We start from the raw sequence: 17,186 nt of genomic DNA, 5'->3' as shown, positions 1-17,186 counted from the left end.
CTAGACCGTGTTGAAGCTTTGCACCAGGCTGCCCGACAGCATGTTCCAGCCGTCCACCAGCACGAAGAAGATCACCTTGAACGGGATCGAGATCATCACCGGTGGCAGCATCATCATGCCCATGCTCATCAACACCGACGCGACCACCAGGTCGATAATGATGAACGGCAGATAGATCAGAAACGCCATCTCGAACGCCCGGCGCAATTCGGAAATCACGAATGCCGGCAACAGCACCTGGATGGCGATGTCGTCGGGCGTCTCGGGGCGCGGGCCGTCGCCCATGTTGACGAACAACTCCAGGTCGGCTTCGCGCACATTGGCCAGCATGAAGGTGCGAAACGGGGCCACGGCCCGTTGCAGGCCGTCCACGGTGTCGATCTCTTCATTGACCAGCGGCTGGATACCGTCGGTGTAGGACTGCTGGAACACCGGCGCCATGATGTAGCCGGTCAGGAACAGCGCCAGCGCGATCATCACCACATTGGGCGGCGTGGTGCGGGTGCCGAGCGCGTTGCGCAGGATCGACAGCACCACCACGATGCGCGTGAAACTGGTCATGGTCAGCAGGATCGACGGTGCCAGCGACAGCACCGTGATCAACAGCAGCATCTGGATGACCCGGCCGGTCAGCGTGCCCTCGGCGCCCAGATCGACCGAGATTTCCTGCGCTGCGACACCGCCGGGGAAGATCACCACCGCCGCCAGAGCCAGCGCCGCCACCACGCCCAGCGCGGCGGCCGCCCGGCGTCCGACCTGGGCGATCCGGGCCAGACGCGAGGGGCCAGACGGGCGCGAGGCGCATTGGCGGCGCGACGGGCCCACCGGGCCCGGGTTGCCGCCGCTGGGGCGGTGAGGCTCAGCGGCCGGCGCGGCGGTCGCGGTCATGGGCGGTCTCCTTGGGCGCCGTGTCGGCGGCGACTACCTGATCGGTGTGGCCGCCCAGTAGCAGCAGATGGTCGCGGTCGTCGCAGCGCACCAGCACCAGCCGGCGCCGCGCGTCGAGCGCCAGGGTCTCGACCAGTTCCAGCCGGCGCTTGGGGCGCCCATTGGTGCCGCTGCCCCAGTGGCGCAGACGGTCTTGCAGGGTCGCGCTGCTGCGCAGCAGGATCGCCAGCCCGCCGATCAGGCCGACCACGAACAACAACGCCAGCGCGGCATACAGCAAGTCGAGCCCGGTCATGGGGGGCGATAGATCCCTGGTCAGGCCCGGCGCGGGCGGGGCGTGGTCATCAAGGCACCGGTGGGTGCCCGCCTGGTTCGATACGCCAGCCCGGGCGATCGGCGCAAGCGGCCCCAGGCCGGGCGGCTGTGGGCGCCATCTTTACCAATGCCGGTTAAGCATGGTTTAAGCCTCGCCACCCGATGCTCGATCGCCTTGTCTCGGCCGGTCTGGCCTGGCCTGGTCGGTTCGGGCGGCGGTCGCGGTCAGCCATTAACATTCTGGCAACCGACAGCGCTTAGGGTCTAAGCTTGCAGAAGGTTCATTCCGCGGGATGGCCGTGGATCATGGAGCGGGTCGGCGTTATGGAATTCTTCGATATCCCTTTGCTTGAGGGCCTGAAGTCCCGGATGCACTGGCATAACAAGCGCCAGCAGGTGCTGTCGGAGAACGTCGCCAACGCCAACACGCCGCGCTATACGGCGCAGCGCATGCAGGGGCAGAACTTCACGCAACTGCTCGACAAGACCGGTGCGCTGGGCAACAACGCCACGCCGACCATGCCGACGGTGCGCATGGTGGCCAGCCATCCCGGTCACATGGTGCCGCCGGGCGACGCGTTCGGCGCGCTCCAGGCGGTCGAGACCAAGGCCGGGCAGGAAACGCCCAATGGCAACAATGTGGAACTCGAAGAAGAACTGCGCCGGGTCGGCGAGAACCAGATGGAATACGGGTTGATGATCAATCTCTACCGCAAGCATTCGGGGCTGTTGAAGATGGCCATCGGCAGCGGCGGTGGGGCGCGATAGGGTAACGGTCGGTCCGGCCCGCGCGGCGGTTCCGTCGCGGTAAGATAGGGCCGGTCGTGGTCAGTGAAGGAGAGGCGGCATGGATATCGAAAAGGCAATGATGGTCTCGGCCGCAGGCCTGCGTGCGCAAAGCGTGCGCATGCGCATCATCGCGGAGAACATGGCCAACGCGGACTCGACCGCCCTGCGGCCGGGCGACGATCCCTATCGGCGCAAGGTGGTGACGTTCAAGAACACGCTCGACGATCAGATGGGCGTCAACAAGGTCGGCGTGCATAAGATCGACGAGGACAAATCGGCATTCGGCAGCCGCTACGAGCCCGGCCACCCGGCCGCCGATGCCAGCGGCTATGTGGCGACCACCAACGTCAAGGGGCTGGTCGAGGCAATCGACATGCAGCAGGCTCAGCGCAGCTACAAGGCCAATCTGAACACCATGGATTCCACCAAACGCATGGCCGTCGCCACGGTCGAACTGTTGCGCTGAGGAGAGAGCCGATGGACATGAAAACGCTCGACGCCAGCGCCGCCTACGGCTCGGCGCTCAACCGCGCCACCGAACAGCAGCAGACCGGCGTCGCCGGGGCTGCGGGTGGGCAGGCCGCGCAAGGCGCTGGTGGCTTCGGCGCCCTGGTCGACACCATGGTCACCAATGTGGAAGACGCCACTCGCAACGCCGAGCAGATGTCGGCCAAGGCGGTGGCCGGTGAAGCGGGGCTGGTGGACGTGGTCACCGCGGTCAACAATGCCGAGATGGTGCTCGACACCGTGACCACCGTGCGCGACCGGGTGGTCAAAGCGTATGAAGAGATCATGCGTATGCCGATCTGACGGACCGTCGGTCTTCGACCCGCGGCCCCCAATTCGGGTCTGGGGTTTCCGGCCCCGAAGGCGGGCCCGCGGCTTGTTGTGTCGCGCATCGTTGGTCGGCACCGTGACATCCGGCGCTGCCGGGGCGTTGCCGGGACGCGGGCCAATGCTGGGCGTCGGGCTTGGGCCGCGCGCCGGGTGCTCGGGGCGCGGCCGGGTGCAACCCAGGCGGAACAGGCGAGCGATATGCCCCTTCTTCTGACCGGTGCCGAAGTGCTCGATGTGGCCCGACAGGCGCTCGTGACCCTGTTGATGGCGGCCGGGCCAATCATGTTGTTCGGGCTCGCGCTTGGGCTTGTGGTGGCGATCTTTCAGTCGGTCACACAGATCCAGGAAATGACCCTGACCTTCGTGCCGAAGATCATCGCGGTGTTCGCCGCCACGCTGTTCCTGCTGCCCAATATCGGGCGACGCATGAACAGCTTCATGCAGCAGATCTTCGACCTGATGATCGCCGGCTAGGGCGCGCGGGCCGTGCTTGAAGATCTGCTGCAAGCCGAGGTCTACGACTTTTTTACCCTGTTCGTGCGCATCGGGGCGTTCTTCATGCTGGCGCCGGCGCTGGGCGAACAATCGTTCCCGCGGCCGGCGCGCCTTGCCTTTGCGCTTCTGGTCACCGGCGTCATGGTCGGGCCGCTGGCGCCGACTCTGCCGCCGCCGCCGGCCGGCTTTGCCGGCCTGTCCTGGCTGGTGATCCGCGAATTGATCGTCGGCCTGACGCTGGCCTTGGTCGGTCAGATTCTGATGGGCGCGCTGCACGTCACCGGCACCATCCAGGGGTTCATGAACGGGCTGGCGGTGGCCGAGCAGTTCGACCCCACCCAGGGCACCCAGGCGGCGCTGACCGCCACCTTCATGCGGCTCATCGGGGTGACGTTGATCTTCGTCACCGATCTGCACCATCTGATGCTCGAAGCGCTTTACGACAGCTACACCCTGCTGCCGCCGACCCGGATGATGCCGGTGGGCGACTATCTGACCATGATCGTCGACCAGATCAGCCACATGTTCCGGCTCGGCCTGCAACTGGCGGCGCCGTTTTTTGTCTATGCGCTGGTTTTTTACACCGCGCTCGGCATCAGTGCCCGGCTTCTGCCGCAATTTCAGATTTTCTTTTTGGCCATGCCGATCAACATTCTGCTGGGATTTGTGGTCTTGGCGGTGGTGCTGCCGGGCGTCATGATGGCGTTTCTGGCCGGCTATGAGGATCAGTTTCAGCGTTTCGTGCGCTGATCCCGGCGCGGGCAGGGGGCCCGGAACCGACCCCCATCGGGAGCGGCGGCATGGCCGAAGACAAAGACTCAAAAACCGAAGACGCGACGCCCAAGCGGCGGCGGGAGGCCGAAGAAAAAGGCCAGATGCCGCACAGCCAGGAGGTCAACAACGTGGTCAGCCTGACCGCCGGGCTGATCGTGGTCATCGGGCTGGGGCGGTTCTTCATGCCCGATATCGCCGGCCGTCTTCAGGCCCATATCCAGGGCTTCGGCACCATGTCGACGGGGCCTGAAAGCCTGCGCGCCATGGCCGCCGATCTGGTGATCGACACGGCGCTGATCATGGCGGTGCCGATGACGATCTTCGTCGCCGCCGCGCTGATCGGCAATCTGCTGCAGAAAAAGGTCGTGCTGACCGGCGAACGGCTCAAGCCCGACCTCAAAAAGATCGACCCGATCAAGGGCTTCAAGCAGAAGTTCGGCACCCAGGCGCTGGTCGAGTTCGCCAAGACCATGATCAAGTTGCCGGTGATCTTCGGGGTCATCCTCCTGGTGTTGTATCCGGCACGCGGGCGGCTTCAGGCGCTCATGGACATGCCGATCGGCGAAACGCTGGCGGTCCTGGCGCTGTTGATCACCCGCGTCCTGATCGCGGTGATCCTGGTCATGGTGCTGATCGCCATCCTGGATCTGGTTTATCAACGCTGGAAGCACAGCGAAGACCTCAAGATGTCCAAGCAGGAGGTCAAGGACGAGCGCAAGCAGACCGAAGGCGATCCCGAGGTCAAGCGCAAGCTGGCGCAATTGCGGGCCCAGCGCGGTCGCGAACGGATGATGGCCGCGGTGCCCGATGCCGACGTGGTGGTCACCAACCCGACGCACTTCGCGGTGGCGTTGCGCTACAAGCATGGCGAGATGGACGCGCCGGTGCTGGTCGCCAAGGGGGTCGACCAATTGGCGTTGCGCATTCGCTCGGTGGCCGAGGAACACGGCGTGCCGGTGATGGAAAACCCGCCGGTCGCGCGCGCGCTTTATGCCAGCGTGGAGGTGGACGAGGAAATCCCGCCGGCGCACTATCAAGCGGTCGCCGAGGTCATCGGTTACGTCATGCGGCTGAAGGCCAAGACCGCCCGAAGCCGGCGGCGGGCCGATGCCGCCCAGCCCGGACGCTGAGCCATGGACATGCCGAGCTTTTCCCCGCTTCCCATGCACCTGACGTCGCCGCCGACCGGGCGGCCGTCGGGACGGCTGATATGGGTTGGCGGTTTGGCCTCGCTGCTGGTCGCCGGAGCCTGGAGCGCCGCCACGCTGTGGTTCGGGGTCGAGGCCGGCTTGGCGTTTTTGGCCCTGGGCTTGGTCGGTCTGGCCCTGGCTCTGCTGCTCGCCGAACGCAGCCGCGAGGTCGAGGCGGCCGAGTCCGAGGTGGATATGTTGCGCACTCTGGTCGCGGCAACGCTCAACCCGGTGGCGGTCACCGACCACACCGGCGCGGTGATCTGGCACAATGGCGGCTATGAGCGGCTGGGCCGCGGCCAGGTACTGGCGCCGCGCCAATTGATCGGCGGCCCCGGCGGCGCCAGCGCCGACTGGGATATGCTGCAACGCAATCTGGACGAACGCGGCCAGGCCGACCTGGTGGTGCCCGCCGCGTCCGGTGTGACGGCGGCTTGGCTATCGCTGAACGTGCGCCAGGTCGCCAGTCGCAGGGTTTGGCATGTGGCCGCGGTGGAGCCCGACGCGGCATTTGCCCAGCGGCTCGACCGCGCGCGCGACCATGTGGGGCCTATGCTATCGGCGGTGGGGACCGGGGTGGTGCTGGCCGACGACGGCGGCGTGGTGCGATTCGTCAACGACGCGGCCGCCGAACTGATCGGCGCCGACGCGGCGAGCCTGTCCGAGGCCGGTCTGCGCTTTGACGCCCTGTTTCCCGACGACGGCGAGGTCATCCAGACCGAGGCCGGCGCGCGCAAGCCGGTGCACCGGTCGCTGGCGCCGCTTTACGGGCCGGTGCACGGGATGCTGGTGGGGCATTTGGCGGTGTTACGTCCTGATCGGGAGGCCGAACGGATGGCCGCCGCGCGTGAGGCCGGGGTGCCGTCGGCGCCGCAGCCCGGCCGGTCGGCGTTCGAGGCCGCCTTGTTCGAGGAATCGCCCCTGGCCATGGCGGTGATCGATGCCGAGGGCCGGATCGGCCGCGCCAATGCCGCGTTTGGCGCCTTCGTCCCGGCGGGGGTGGCGACCCGGGGCGGCCGGCTCGGCGATTTCGTCGTCGATGAGGATCGCGCTGCGGTCGCGGAGGTGCTGCGCTTGGCAGCGGCGGGCGAAACCGCACCCAAGCCCATGGAATTGCGTTTCAACACCCAGCCCCAGCGCTCGGCGCAACTGTTGCTGCCGCCGCGCAGCCTGGCCCGCGGCGGCTGGACCGTCGCCTATCTGGTCGACCTGACCCACCAGAAGTCGCTGGAGCGCCAGTTCACCCAGGCGCAGAAAATGCAGGCCATCGGCCAACTCGCCGGCGGCGTGGCGCACGACTTCAACAATCTGCTGACCGCGATCCTGGGCTTTTGCGACCTGCTCCTGGTCCGTCACGGTACCCATGACGAGTCGTTCACCGACATCATGCAGATCAAGCAGAACGCCAACCGGGCGTCCAACCTGGTGCGCCAGTTGCTGGCCTTTTCGCGCCAGCAGACGCTGCGCCCGCGGGTGCTGTCGATCACCGAGGTGCTGGCCGAGATCTCCAACCTGTTGCGCCGGCTGATCGGCGAGACCATCGAGTTGGAGATGGAGCACGGTCGCGATCTGCGCCCGGTCAAGGTGGACCAGGGCCAACTCGAACAGGTGATCATCAATCTGGCGGTCAACGCCCGCGACGCCATGGCCGAGGGCGGCACGCTGACCATCCGCACCAGCGCGGTGACGGTGGAAACCGCCGACGACGACGATTCCGAGACCATGACCGATCAGGAATATGTCCAGATCCTGATCCGCGACACCGGCTGCGGCATCCCGCCCGAGCATCTGAGCAAGATTTTCGACCCCTTCTTCACCACCAAGGAAGTGGGCCAGGGCACCGGGCTCGGCCTGTCGACGGTCTATGGCATCATCAAGCAGACCGGCGGCTATATCTTCGTCAGCAGCGAGCCCGGCCTCGGCACCGAATTCCGGCTCTATCTGCCGACCCAGGATGCCGCTCCCGAGGTCGACGAACCCGAGAACAGCCGCGTGGTCCGCGACCTGACCGGCAAGGGCACGATCCTGGTGGTCGAGGACGAAGACCCGGTGCGCATGTTCGCCGCCCGGGCGCTGACCAACAAGGGCTACAAGGTACTGGAGGCGGATTCGGGCGAGGACGGTCTCGACGTGATGAACGAATATGCCGGTCCCATCGACCTGTTGATCAGCGACCTGGTGATGCCCGGCATGGACGGCCCCGCCCTGGTCGACGAGGCACGCAAGTCGCGCCCCGACATGAAGATCGTGTTCATGTCGGGCTATGCCGAGGACGCGGTGCGCCAGCGCATCGGCGAATCTGGCTTCGCCTTCCTCGCCAAGCCGTTCTCGCTCAAGCAACTGGCCGAACTGGTCAAGGACGTGCTCGACGAGCGGGTTTGACGGCGTTCGTCCGGACCGGTGGGGAAGGGAACAAACCAAGAATATCGCGCTTGTGCGGCCGGAACAAACCTGGTACAAACCGTGTGTTGAATGGAGTGAACCGGTCTTCTATGGAAGGGAGAGCGCCGATGTCGGCCGCAGCGGATCTGCAACTGGTGAAGGACGCCCCCATGGACAAACAGAAGGCCCTCGATGCCGCGTTGACCCAGATCGACCGTGCGTTCGGCAAGGGCTCGGTGATGAAGCTCGGCCAGCAGGAGGCGATGGACATCGCGGCCATTTCCACCGGCTCGCTGGGGCTCGACATGGCCTTGGGCATCGGCGGTCTGCCGCGCGGCCGGATCATCGAGATTTTCGGCCCGGAAAGCTCGGGCAAGACCACGCTGGCCCTGCACGTGGCGGCCGAGGCGCAGCGCAACGGCGGCACGGTGGCGTTCGTCGACGCCGAACACGCGCTCGACCCGTCCTACGCCCGCAAGCTCGGCGTCGACGTGAACGAACTGCTGGTCTCGCAGCCCGACACCGGCGAACAGGCGCTCGAAATCGCCGACACGCTGGTGCGCTCGGGCGCCATCGACGTGTTGGTGGTGGACTCGGTCGCCGCATTGACACCGCGTGCCGAGCTCGAAGGCGAGATGGGCGACAGCCATGTGGGGTTGCAGGCGCGGCTGATGAGCCAGGCGCTGCGCAAGCTCACCGGCTCGATCTCCAAGTCGCACTGCATGGTCATTTTCATCAACCAGATCCGCATGAAGATCGGCGTCATGTACGGCAGCCCGGAGACCACCACCGGCGGCAACGCGCTCAAATTCTATGCCTCGGTGCGGCTCGACATCCGCCGCACCGGCCAGATCAAGGACAAGGAAGAGGTGGTCGGCAACGCCACCAAGGTGAAGGTGGTCAAGAACAAGGTGGCGCCGCCGTTTCGCCAGGTGGAATTCGACATCATGTATGGCGAGGGCATCTCCAAGCGCGGCGAACTGCTCGACCTGGGCGTCAAGGCCGGCGTGGTGGAAAAGGCCGGCAGCTGGTATTCTCACGACAGCCAGCGCATCGGCCAGGGGCGCGAGAACGCCAAGCGTTTCCTCAAGGACAATCCCGACGTCGCCCAGGCGATCGAAACCGCGATCCGCAAGAATGCCGGCCTGGTGACCGAGGAATTGCTGGTCGAGCCCGAATAGGCGCGGGTTCTGGACAGCCGGGGCCGTGGCCGGCTAGAAGCGGGGGGCCTTTGCCGGTCCGTGTGTCGGCCTTGCCGGCGCCGGTCCCAGAAACCGGTCCCTGAAACTGGTCTTCGATACCGGTGTCAGGGGCCAGGGCCCGGTGTTGGGCGGCCAGCCCCGATCGTATCGGTCGGCCCCGACGTGACCGGCCGGCTGCCATGGCAAGTGGCCGGTCCCCGAAGCGAGAAGTGCGCCCATGACCAACCCGTTGTCGACCAACCACATCCGTCGCCAGTTCCTCGACTTCTTCGCCGAGCGCGACCACAGCATCGTGCCGTCGTCGCCGCTGGTGCCGATGAACGACCCCACCTTGCTGTTCACCAATGCCGGCATGGTGCCGTTCAAGAACGTGTTCACCGGCGCCGAGACCCGGCCCTACAGCCGCGCGGTCAGCGCCCAGAAGTGCGTGCGCGCCGGGGGCAAGCACAATGATTTGGACAATGTGGGCTACACCGCCCGGCACCATACCTTCTTCGAGATGCTGGGCAATTTCTCGTTCGGCGACTATTTCAAGGACCAGGCGATCAGCCAAGCCTGGGACCTGGTGCACAAGGTGTTCGGCCTGCCCGCCGACCGGCTGGTGGTCACGGTGTTCCATGACGACGATGTGGCCTTTGACCTGTGGCGCAAGATCTCCGGCCTGCCCGAAGACCGCATCATCCGCATCGCCACCGCCGACAATTTCTGGTCCATGGGGGCGACCGGGCCGTGCGGGCCGTGCTCGGAGATCTTCTATGACCACGGGCCCCACATCCCCGGCGGCCCGCCGGGCAGCCCGGACGAGGACGGCGACCGCTTCGTCGAGATCTGGAACCTGGTGTTCATGCAATACGACCAGCGCGACGCCGACACCCGGGTCGACCTGCCGCGCCCGTCCATCGACACCGGCATGGGCATCGAACGGATCGCCGCGGTGCTCCAGGGCACCCACGACAATTACGATATCGACCTGTTCGCCAAGCTGATCGCGGCGTCGGAAAGCGTCATCGGCGTCGCCGCCGACGGTGAGGCGGCGCCGTCGCACCGGGTGATCGCCGACCATCTGCGCGCCACCAGCTTCCTGATCGCCGACGGGGTCATGCCGTCCAACGAGGGTCGCGGCTATGTGCTGCGCCGGATTCTGCGCCGCGCCGTGCGCCACGCCCACCTGCTCGGCGCCCAGGATCTGGTGCTGCACCGTCTGGTGCCGGCGCTGACCGCCGAGATGGGCCAGGCTTACCCCGAACTGGTGCGCAGCGAAGCCCTTATTGCCGAGACCCTGCGCGGCGAGGAAGACCGCTTTCGCGCCACGCTCGATCGCGGGCTCAAGCTGCTCGACGAGGCGGTGGCGCGGCTGGACGCCGGCGCCCAACTGCCGGGCGCGGTGGCGTTCAAGCTCTACGACACCTATGGCTTCCCACTCGACCTGACCGAAGACGCGTTGCGCGGCCAGGGCCTCAGCGTCGACCGCGCCGGCTTCGATGCCGCCATGGCCGAACAGCGGGCCAAGGCACGCGCGGCCTGGGCGGGATCGGGCGACGCGGCGGATGAAGCGGTCTGGTTCGACATCCGCGACCGCGCCGGTGCGACGGAATTTGTCGGCTATACGGGCGAGACCGGCCAGGGTCGGGTCGACGCCATCGTCAAGGACGGCGCCGAGGTCGATGCCGCCGAGGCGGGCGACGAGCTGTGGTTGGTGACCAACCAGACGCCGTTCTATGCCGAATCCGGCGGCCAGATGGGCGACACCGGGCGAATCGCCGGCACCGACGGCAGCGACTTGGGCATCGCCGTGCTCGACACCCAGAAGCGCGTCGGGGCGTTGCACGTCCACCGCGCGCGGGTCGAGACCGGCCGCGTGGCGGTCGGCGACGTGGTGTCGCTGTCCGTCGACGGTGCGCGCCGTCGGGCCCTGCGCGCCAACCACTCGGCGACGCACCTGCTGCACCGGGCGCTGCGCCGTCTGCTCGGCGATCATGTGGCCCAGAAAGGTTCGCTGGTGGCGGCCGAACGGCTGCGGTTCGACCTGTCGCACCCCCAGGCCATCGGCGCTGACATGCTCGCGGCGGTGGAAGACGAGGTGAACGCCTATATCCAGCAGAACAGCCCGGTGACCACCAAGGTGATGAGCTATGACGCCGCGGTCGACGCCGGCGCCATGGCGCTGTTCGGCGAGAAGTATGGCGACGAAGTGCGCGTGGTCGCCATGGGCCAGGAGCCGGGCGACGATCCCCAGCGCCCCGGCGACTATTCGGTCGAACTGTGCGGCGGCACCCATGTGGCGCGCACCGGCGATATCGCGCTCTTTAAGATTGTCGACGAAAGTGCCGTGTCGGCCGGCGTGCGGCGCATCGAGGCGCTGACCGGCGAGGCCGCCCGGCGTCACCTGCTCGACCAGGAGGCGACGCTGAGAGCGGCGGCGGCGCGGCTGCGCGTGGCGCCGGCCGAGCTGCCCGAGCGCGTAGCCACGCTGTTCGAGGAGCGGCGGCGGCTCGAACGCGACCTGGCCGACGCCAAGAAGGCGCTGGCGCTGGGCGGTGGCAGCGGTCCGTCGGCGGCCCCGGCGCCCGAGGATGTGGGCGGCACGGCGTTCCTCGGCCGGGTGGTCGAGGGGGTGAACCCCAAGGACCTGCGCGGCATGGCCGACGAGGCCAAGCGCTCGCTGGGCTCGGGCGTTATCGCCTTCGTCGGCCGCAATGACGGCAAGGCGGCCCTGGTGGTGGGCGTCACCGACGACCTTAAGGACCGGGTGTCGGCGGTCGAGCTGGTGCGCGCGGGCGCGGCTGCGGTCGGCGGCAAGGGCGGCGGTGGCCGGCCCGACATGGCCCAGGCCGGCGGCCCCGACGGCGCCGCGGCCGAGCAGGCGCTGACCGCCATCCGCGACCAGTTGGCCGCAGCCGGCGCCGCCGCCCCGGCTTGAGCATGAGGCGCGGCGCCGCTGCCGGTTGGTGACCGGTGCGGCGCGGCCGGACGATGGCGGGGCGGCGGCCCGCCGCGTGCTCCGAGGGATGCTCGCTGTGCGCTCCGGGCGGCACGCGTGAGACGAGCGCGGCTGCCATCCAGGCGGCGCCCGGTTTTGCCCCGTCTCGGCGCGCTCTCCGTCTCGGCGCGCCCTCCGCCTTGGCGCTCGGCTTGCCCCCGGCCGTCGCGGGCCCTTGGGCTGTGACGGTGTGGGCAAGGAGGGGGGGCGAGGCGGGGGCGGCGCGCTCGCGCACCAGACGAGCCCGGTGGGGCGGTCATCGGTGCGCGGGTTTGGGGCCCCAGGGGAGCACGGGGCCCGCACCCGGGCGGCGCGGGCAGGCGACGACCGCAGGATCGCGCCCGTCCGCCGATGAGCGAAGCGAACCCGTGCAACCAAGAACTCTATACATGCGCGCCCGGCTGCGTGGCGGGCCGCAGCAAGGCGATGCCCGTGCCCCCACGCCCGGCGCGGCGCGCGCGTCTTTGCCCGCGCATGAAAAAAGCCAGCCTTGGTGGTCAAGGCTGGCTTGTCGGGTCGGTTTTCCGGCCGCTCGGTTTGGCCGCCGTGCGGAGCGGCTATGGCCGCTCCGGCCGGCTTAGAAGGTGTAGGTGAACCGACCGCCGATCGGGATCGACAGGCGCCGGCCGGTGTCTTGGGCGCCGTTGAGCACGGTACCCTCGAACGCCTCTTCAGCGAGCGACCATTCGCCGGTCCAACTGATCCCCACATTGACGCTGAAGGTGAAATTGTCGCGGAAGCTGTAGGCGAGTCCGAACTCGCCGCCCGCGGTCAGCACCGTGTCGTCGTCGAACAGGGCGCCGTCATACACCGTGCCGATGGGCCCGGCATTGCCGTCGGCGGTCAGGGTCATGCCCACGGAATCGATGAACCGAACCCCGAAGAAACCGCCGACAAAGGGGCGGAAGTCCATGCCGTCATTGAAGAAATAACGCGCGCCACCGTGCAGGTAAAACTCGTTATAGTCGTCCAGAACCGCGGTAAAGGTGCCCTGGGTGTCTCCGCCCGCGAACGACCCGGCGGTCTTGTTGCTGGACCCGGATTCCATATAACCGCCGCGCGCGAACAGCTCGATCCGGTCGGTCAGGCCATAGGAAACCGTGCCTTGCACGCCCACCAGCGAGCCGTAGGAATTGTCCAGGCTCTGCTCGTTGATCTGGGCGATCCCTTCCACATCGGGCAGGGTGTCGAGGATCTGGCTGAGATTGCCGTTGAACTGGAAGTCCTGGAGGCTGGTGCTGCTGAGCAGGAATTCGCCGGTGGCGCCGAGGCCGGCGCTGAACCGGCCGGCCTTGGGCGGCGCGACCGGGTCGCTCGACTGGGCGAATGCCGGCGCCGCGGCAACGGAGCTCATGGCGGCGGCAAGCGCGGTGGCCAGCGCCGGCCGCGCAAAATGAGTGCGTTGGGGCATTTTTGTCTCCCTGGTGGGTCGGGCCGGCACCGCCTCAGGGGACGGACGGGCCCGCTCGCTGTCGTTGATAACCGCGACCTTAGGCGAGGCGGCGGCCGCTGTCCATGCAACCGATGGGGCGCATCGCCGGCCCGGCCTGCGGGTTATGCCATCTTCTGTTGGAGGCGTTCCTCGATTTTGTCGAAGAACTGGCTGGTGGTCAGCCACGCTTGATCGGGGCCGATCAGCAGGGCGAGATCCTTGGTCATGTGCCCGGCCTCGACCGATTCGACGCAAGCGGCTTCAAGCTTGGCGGCAAAGTCCTCCAATTCGGGCGTACTGTCCTGCTTGCCGCGATACTTGAGCCCGCGCGTCCAGGCGAAGATCGAGGCGATCGGGTTGGTGGAGGTCTCGCGGCCGGCCTGGTGTTGGCGATAGTGGCGGGTCACCGTCCCGTGGGCGGCCTCGGCCTCGACCGTGTTGCCGTCGGGCGTCATCAAGACCGAGGTCATCAATCCCAGCGAGCCGAACCCTTGGGCCACCGTGTCCGACTGCACGTCGCCGTCATAATTCTTGCACGCCCACACATAGCCGCCGGCCCATTTCATCGACGCGGCGACCATGTCGTCGATCAGCCGGTGTTCGTATTTCAGCCCGCGGGCGTCGAAATCGGCCTTGAAGTCGGTGTCGAAGACCTCCTGGAACAGATCCTTGAAGCGGCCGTCATAGACCTTCAGAATCGTGTTCTTGGTCGACAGATAGACATCGTAATTGCGCATCAGGCCATAGTTGAAGCAGGCGCGCGCAAAGTCGCGAATCGATGCGTCCAGATTGTACATGCCCATGGCGACGCCGGCGCTCGGCGCGTCGAACACCTCGTATTCCTGACGCTCGCCGCCATCTTCGGGCTCGAACACCATCTTCAGCTTGCCCTTGCCGGGGAACCTGAAGTCGGTGGCGCGGTACTGGTCGCCAAAGGCGTGGCGGCCGATGACGATCGGCTGGGTCCAGCCGGGCACCAGGCGCGGCACCTTGGCGATGATGATCGGCTCGCGGAACACCGTGCCGCCGAGGATGTTGCGGATCGTGCCGTTGGGCGAGCGGTACATGCGCTTGAGGCCGAATTCCTCGACCCGCGCCTCGTCGGGCGTGATGGTGGCGCACTTGACGCCGACGCCGTGTTTCTTGATCGCCTCGGCGGCTTCGACGGTGATCTGGTCGTCGGTTTCGTCGCGTTTTTGAATCGACAGGTCGTAATAGAGCAGGTCCACGTCCACATAAGGCAGGATCAGACGATCGCGGATCCATTGCCAGATGATCCGGGTCATTTCATCGCCGTCGATTTCGACGATCGGGTTTCTGGCCTTGATCTTGGACATGTCGTACCTCTTTCGAACGGGGCGGGAGACGAAACGGGGATTGCGGGCGACCGACGGGTTCGGCCATTCTGGCACAACCCGTCAAATTGAAAGAAGTGGCCGGCACCCTATGGCTGGGGCTGGAAAAAGGCAAGACGAACCGCCCCTTGGCAGCCCCGCCGACGGGACGACGAAAGCGACGGCGTCGCGGTTGGCGACGACGGATTACGGGCCGACGGCGATATGAGGGTCGAGGTGCCGGCCGCAAAGGCGGCCGACCGCGACGGTGGCCAGGGCGCCATCATTTGCGCTATGGGCCGCGATGACGGGGCCGCCTGCGATCACGCGGCCAGGCATGGGGATTGGAACAGTGACGCCAGACAATGCCAATAGTGACCGGTTTTCGGCCATGCGGATCGCCTTCATTGGCGCCGTGGTCGTGGTTCTGACGGCCGCCCTGCTGGTCGCTCTGCTGAGCGGTGGCGAGCACGAGAGCGTGCACGCCGATGGCCGGGCGGAACAACAGGCTCCGGCATTGGCCGGGCCGGATGCGCTCGACCTCGACGCCGCGCTGTTGGCGGATCGACCGCTGCTGGTTGCCATGGGCCGGGAGCCGGCCAGCGCACCGTCGCCAGTGGCGGCGGTCGCTGACCCGGTGCCAACTCCCGCCGATCCTGCCTCATCTTTCCCAGTCCCGTCTTCGCCTGTGTCGTCCGCCCCCGTGCCGTCTGACAAAGGCCCGACCGATCAGGCCCCCGGCCCGGGCGTTGGCGAGCCGGGTCAGGGCATGGCGGACGACACCCCTGTGTCGCTACCGGCCGATCCGCAAACGCGCGATCCGCTGGTGTCCGATCCGCCGTCCTCAAGCCCACAGCCGACCGCCACGGAGCCGCCCGCTTCGCAGCCGGGCGATCCAGCGCCGTCTGACCCCAATCCTTCAAGCCCCGAGCCGGTGCCCGCAGACCCACCGCAGGCCGACCCGTCCGAGCCCGCCCCCGCAACCGGTGCGACCGGTGCGACCGGTGCGGCCGATGCCTCCGGGGGGACCGATCCAGGTCGGGGGCCGTCGGGGCAAGAGGCGGCCGAGAGGCCGGAGGGGCAGCAGCCGGCGCCCGCCACACCCACCTTCGATGTGGTGCGGATCAGCCGTGGCGGCACCGGCGTGCTGGCCGGACGGGCGATGCCAGGGGCAGCGGTGACCGTGCTGGAAGACGACCTGCCGCTTGGCACCGTCAAGGCCGATGCCCGGGGCGAATGGGTGATGATCCTGGAAGACCCGTTGGCGCCGGGGACCGCGCAGTTTGCGCTGACCGCTACGCTGGCGGATCGCGAGCCGGTGGCGTCGGCGGACGTGGTGGTGCTCAACCTGCCGGCCAATGGTGACGATCCGAACCGCTTTCAGCCCTCCGAACGAGAGGGCGTGGTGGCGGTGCTGTCGCCCCGGCACGGCGACGGGCCGAGCCGGGTGCTGCAAAAGCCCGGCGGCGCGGTGCCGGCGGACCTGGCCGGCGACCTCAGCGTCGAGACGGTCGACTTCGGCACCGACCGGCTGCCGCTGATCAGCGGCCGCGCCCCCGCCGGTGCGTCGGTGGCGGTCTATCTGGACAATCGGTTTCTCGCCGCGACCCGTGCCGGCGACGACGGCGTCTGGCGGGTGTCGGCCGACACGTCGCTCGACCAGGGCGCCCACCAGATCCGCGTCGACCAACTCGTCGACGAGGGGGTCGTGGCACTGCGGATCGAACAGCCGTTCAGCGTCGCTGCGCCGCCCGCCGACGCCGCCGGGGTTCAGGTGCACGAGGGCGATAAGCTTTGGGCGGTGGTCCGACCCGCGCAAAGCGGCGCCGATGGCCTGCGCTACACCTTGGTGTTTCGCGCCAACAGCGACCAGATCACCGACCCCGAGGTGATCTATCCCGGCCAGTTGTTCCCCGCCGCGACGGCGGAAGCGCCATCCCGCGCTGGTTAACCTGGCTGCGCCGGGCGTGCGGGATCGGCGCGCGGCCATGGCTGCGGCTATGGCACCGGCCGAAGCTGGCCGGCACCAGGCTATTTCAGATGCGTCGCGAGGCCGATCAGGCCCGGGCCGATATCGAGCAGCACGATCGACAGCGCCCGGAACACGCCGTCCATGGTCATATCGGCGTCGAGCACCGTGCTTGAGCGCACCGACACCCGTCCGGCCTGGCTCAGGTCGAGCGAGAAGCCCGGATGATCCCAGGCGGCGAGTTGCTTCAGTTGGTCGATGGCCCGGTCGCGGATGGCCGCGCCTTCCGCAGAGTAGGGCAGGCAGCCCAGATCCGCGTCAATCCGTAGCAACCGACGATTATGGCTTTCGTGCGAGACCAGCACGTCCAGGCCGACGCCGTGCCAGACGAACCGGGCGCGCACCTCGTCTTCCTGCTCCAGGGTCTGGAGATGGTCATGGGCTTTGCGGTACTGCTCGTCCAGCGCCGTCGGAGCCGGGGGCTGGGGAGCCTGCGAGGTTGCTGGCATGGGCAAAGGTCCAGAACGTCGGGGGATGGCGGGCGGACGGCCGACCGCGGGCAAATCGTTGGCGGGCAGTCTGGCCCGGCTCACTTAAAT

The 17,186-nt window shown here is 67.5% G+C and carries 15 protein-coding genes; 10 read left to right on the top strand and 5 right to left on the bottom strand.

The genetic code is table 11. The features are described 5' to 3' along the window. Both fliP and EV659_RS11525 read right to left on the bottom strand, forming a co-directional pair. Entirely contained in the window at window positions 1-888 is an 888-nt protein-coding gene (gene fliP, locus EV659_RS11530) for a flagellar type III secretion system pore protein FliP (protein ID WP_132709042.1), read from the bottom strand. Continuing rightward, window positions 860-1,183 (bottom strand): flagellar biosynthetic protein FliO, encoded by a 324-nt coding sequence (locus EV659_RS11525; protein ID WP_132709041.1) that lies wholly within the window; start codon window positions 1,181-1,183, stop codon window positions 860-862. The genes fliP and EV659_RS11525 overlap by 29 nt, the downstream gene beginning before the upstream one ends. Before the next feature lie 344 nt (window positions 1,184-1,527). On the opposite strand from EV659_RS11525, the gene flgB reads away from it, so the two are divergent. The 9 genes from flgB to alaS all read left to right on the top strand — a co-directional run bounded on the left by flgB (window position 1,528) and on the right by alaS (window position 11,792). Continuing rightward, window positions 1,528-1,971, top strand: coding sequence for a flagellar basal body rod protein FlgB (flgB, locus tag EV659_RS11520; protein WP_165878863.1), 444 nt, complete (start codon window positions 1,528-1,530; stop codon window positions 1,969-1,971). 79 nt (window positions 1,972-2,050) lie between these two features. Then, on the top strand, window positions 2,051-2,458 hold the full coding sequence (flgC, locus tag EV659_RS11515) for a flagellar basal body rod protein FlgC (protein ID WP_132709039.1): 408 nt from the start codon (window positions 2,051-2,053) through the stop codon (window positions 2,456-2,458). 11 nt (window positions 2,459-2,469) lie between these two features. After that, on the top strand, window positions 2,470-2,802 hold the full coding sequence (gene fliE / locus EV659_RS11510) for a flagellar hook-basal body complex protein FliE (protein ID WP_132709038.1): 333 nt from the start codon (window positions 2,470-2,472) through the stop codon (window positions 2,800-2,802). Window positions 2,803-3,027: 225 nt separating this feature from the next. Next, window positions 3,028-3,303, top strand: coding sequence for a flagellar biosynthetic protein FliQ (locus EV659_RS11505; RefSeq protein ID WP_200287505.1), 276 nt, complete (start codon window positions 3,028-3,030; stop codon window positions 3,301-3,303). Window positions 3,304-3,315: 12 nt separating this feature from the next. Continuing rightward, entirely contained in the window at window positions 3,316-4,074 is a 759-nt protein-coding gene (gene fliR, locus EV659_RS11500; RefSeq protein WP_132709037.1) for a flagellar biosynthetic protein FliR, read from the top strand. A gap of 50 nt (window positions 4,075-4,124) precedes the next feature. Further along, window positions 4,125-5,228 carry a flagellar biosynthesis protein FlhB gene (flhB, locus tag EV659_RS11495; RefSeq protein WP_132709036.1) on the top strand — a complete coding sequence of 368 codons (1,104 nt, stop codon included), beginning with the start codon at window positions 4,125-4,127 and terminating at the stop codon, window positions 5,226-5,228. 93 nt (window positions 5,229-5,321) lie between these two features. Next, window positions 5,322-7,670 carry a hybrid sensor histidine kinase/response regulator gene (locus tag EV659_RS11490; protein ID WP_165878862.1) on the top strand — a complete coding sequence of 783 codons (2,349 nt, stop codon included), beginning with the start codon at window positions 5,322-5,324 and terminating at the stop codon, window positions 7,668-7,670. A 128-nt stretch (window positions 7,671-7,798) separates the two neighbouring features. Then, window positions 7,799-8,851, top strand: coding sequence for a recombinase RecA (recA, locus tag EV659_RS11485; protein ID WP_132709034.1), 1,053 nt, complete (start codon window positions 7,799-7,801; stop codon window positions 8,849-8,851). Between the two features lie 238 nt (window positions 8,852-9,089). Beyond that, window positions 9,090-11,792, top strand: coding sequence for an alanine--tRNA ligase (alaS, locus tag EV659_RS11480; protein WP_132709033.1), 2,703 nt, complete (start codon window positions 9,090-9,092; stop codon window positions 11,790-11,792). Between the two features lie 637 nt (window positions 11,793-12,429). Here the strand turns inward: alaS and EV659_RS11475 are convergent. Both EV659_RS11475 and EV659_RS11470 read right to left on the bottom strand, forming a co-directional pair. Beyond that, window positions 12,430-13,263, bottom strand: coding sequence for a hypothetical protein (locus EV659_RS11475; protein WP_132709032.1), 834 nt, complete (start codon window positions 13,261-13,263; stop codon window positions 12,430-12,432). Window positions 13,264-13,406: 143 nt separating this feature from the next. Further along, complete coding sequence (locus EV659_RS11470) at window positions 13,407-14,621, bottom strand: NADP-dependent isocitrate dehydrogenase (protein ID WP_132709031.1); 1,215 nt, start codon at window positions 14,619-14,621, stop codon at window positions 13,407-13,409. Window positions 14,622-15,780: 1,159 nt separating this feature from the next. On the opposite strand from EV659_RS11470, the gene EV659_RS11465 reads away from it, so the two are divergent. After that, a complete protein-coding gene (locus tag EV659_RS11465) occupies window positions 15,781-16,569 on the top strand; it encodes a LysM peptidoglycan-binding domain-containing protein (RefSeq protein ID WP_132709030.1) in 789 nt (262 codons plus the stop codon). Window positions 16,570-16,649: 80 nt separating this feature from the next. On the opposite strand, the gene EV659_RS11460 is transcribed toward EV659_RS11465, so the two are convergent. After that, window positions 16,650-17,096 carry a hypothetical protein gene (locus tag EV659_RS11460; protein WP_132709029.1) on the bottom strand — a complete coding sequence of 149 codons (447 nt, stop codon included), beginning with the start codon at window positions 17,094-17,096 and terminating at the stop codon, window positions 16,650-16,652. Window positions 17,097-17,186 lie beyond the last annotated feature (90 nt).

The organism is Rhodothalassium salexigens DSM 2132 (assembly GCF_004341375.1).
Lineage (GTDB): Bacteria > Pseudomonadota > Alphaproteobacteria > Sphingomonadales > Rhodothalassiaceae > Rhodothalassium > Rhodothalassium salexigens.
This window is presented reverse-complemented; position numbering and strand designations above follow the sequence as displayed.

Coding starts and splice junctions, on each gene's coding strand:
- fliP (WP_132709042.1), bottom strand. CDS start 888: ATGACCGCGACCGCCGCGCCGGCCGCTGAGCCTCACCGCCCCAGCGGC.
- EV659_RS11525 (WP_132709041.1), bottom strand. CDS start 1,183: ATGACCGGGCTCGACTTGCTGTATGCCGCGCTGGCGTTGTTGTTCGTG.
- flgB (WP_165878863.1), top strand. CDS start 1,528: ATGGAATTCTTCGATATCCCTTTGCTTGAGGGCCTGAAGTCCCGGATG.
- flgC (WP_132709039.1), top strand. CDS start 2,051: ATGGATATCGAAAAGGCAATGATGGTCTCGGCCGCAGGCCTGCGTGCG.
- fliE (WP_132709038.1), top strand. CDS start 2,470: ATGGACATGAAAACGCTCGACGCCAGCGCCGCCTACGGCTCGGCGCTC.
- EV659_RS11505 (WP_200287505.1), top strand. CDS start 3,028: ATGCCCCTTCTTCTGACCGGTGCCGAAGTGCTCGATGTGGCCCGACAG.
- flhB (WP_132709036.1), top strand. CDS start 4,125: ATGGCCGAAGACAAAGACTCAAAAACCGAAGACGCGACGCCCAAGCGG.
- recA (WP_132709034.1), top strand. CDS start 7,799: ATGTCGGCCGCAGCGGATCTGCAACTGGTGAAGGACGCCCCCATGGAC.
- alaS (WP_132709033.1), top strand. CDS start 9,090: ATGACCAACCCGTTGTCGACCAACCACATCCGTCGCCAGTTCCTCGAC.
- EV659_RS11475 (WP_132709032.1), bottom strand. CDS start 13,263: ATGCCCCAACGCACTCATTTTGCGCGGCCGGCGCTGGCCACCGCGCTT.
- EV659_RS11470 (WP_132709031.1), bottom strand. CDS start 14,621: ATGTCCAAGATCAAGGCCAGAAACCCGATCGTCGAAATCGACGGCGAT.
- EV659_RS11465 (WP_132709030.1), top strand. CDS start 15,781: ATGCCAGGGGCAGCGGTGACCGTGCTGGAAGACGACCTGCCGCTTGGC.
- EV659_RS11460 (WP_132709029.1), bottom strand. CDS start 17,096: ATGCCAGCAACCTCGCAGGCTCCCCAGCCCCCGGCTCCGACGGCGCTG.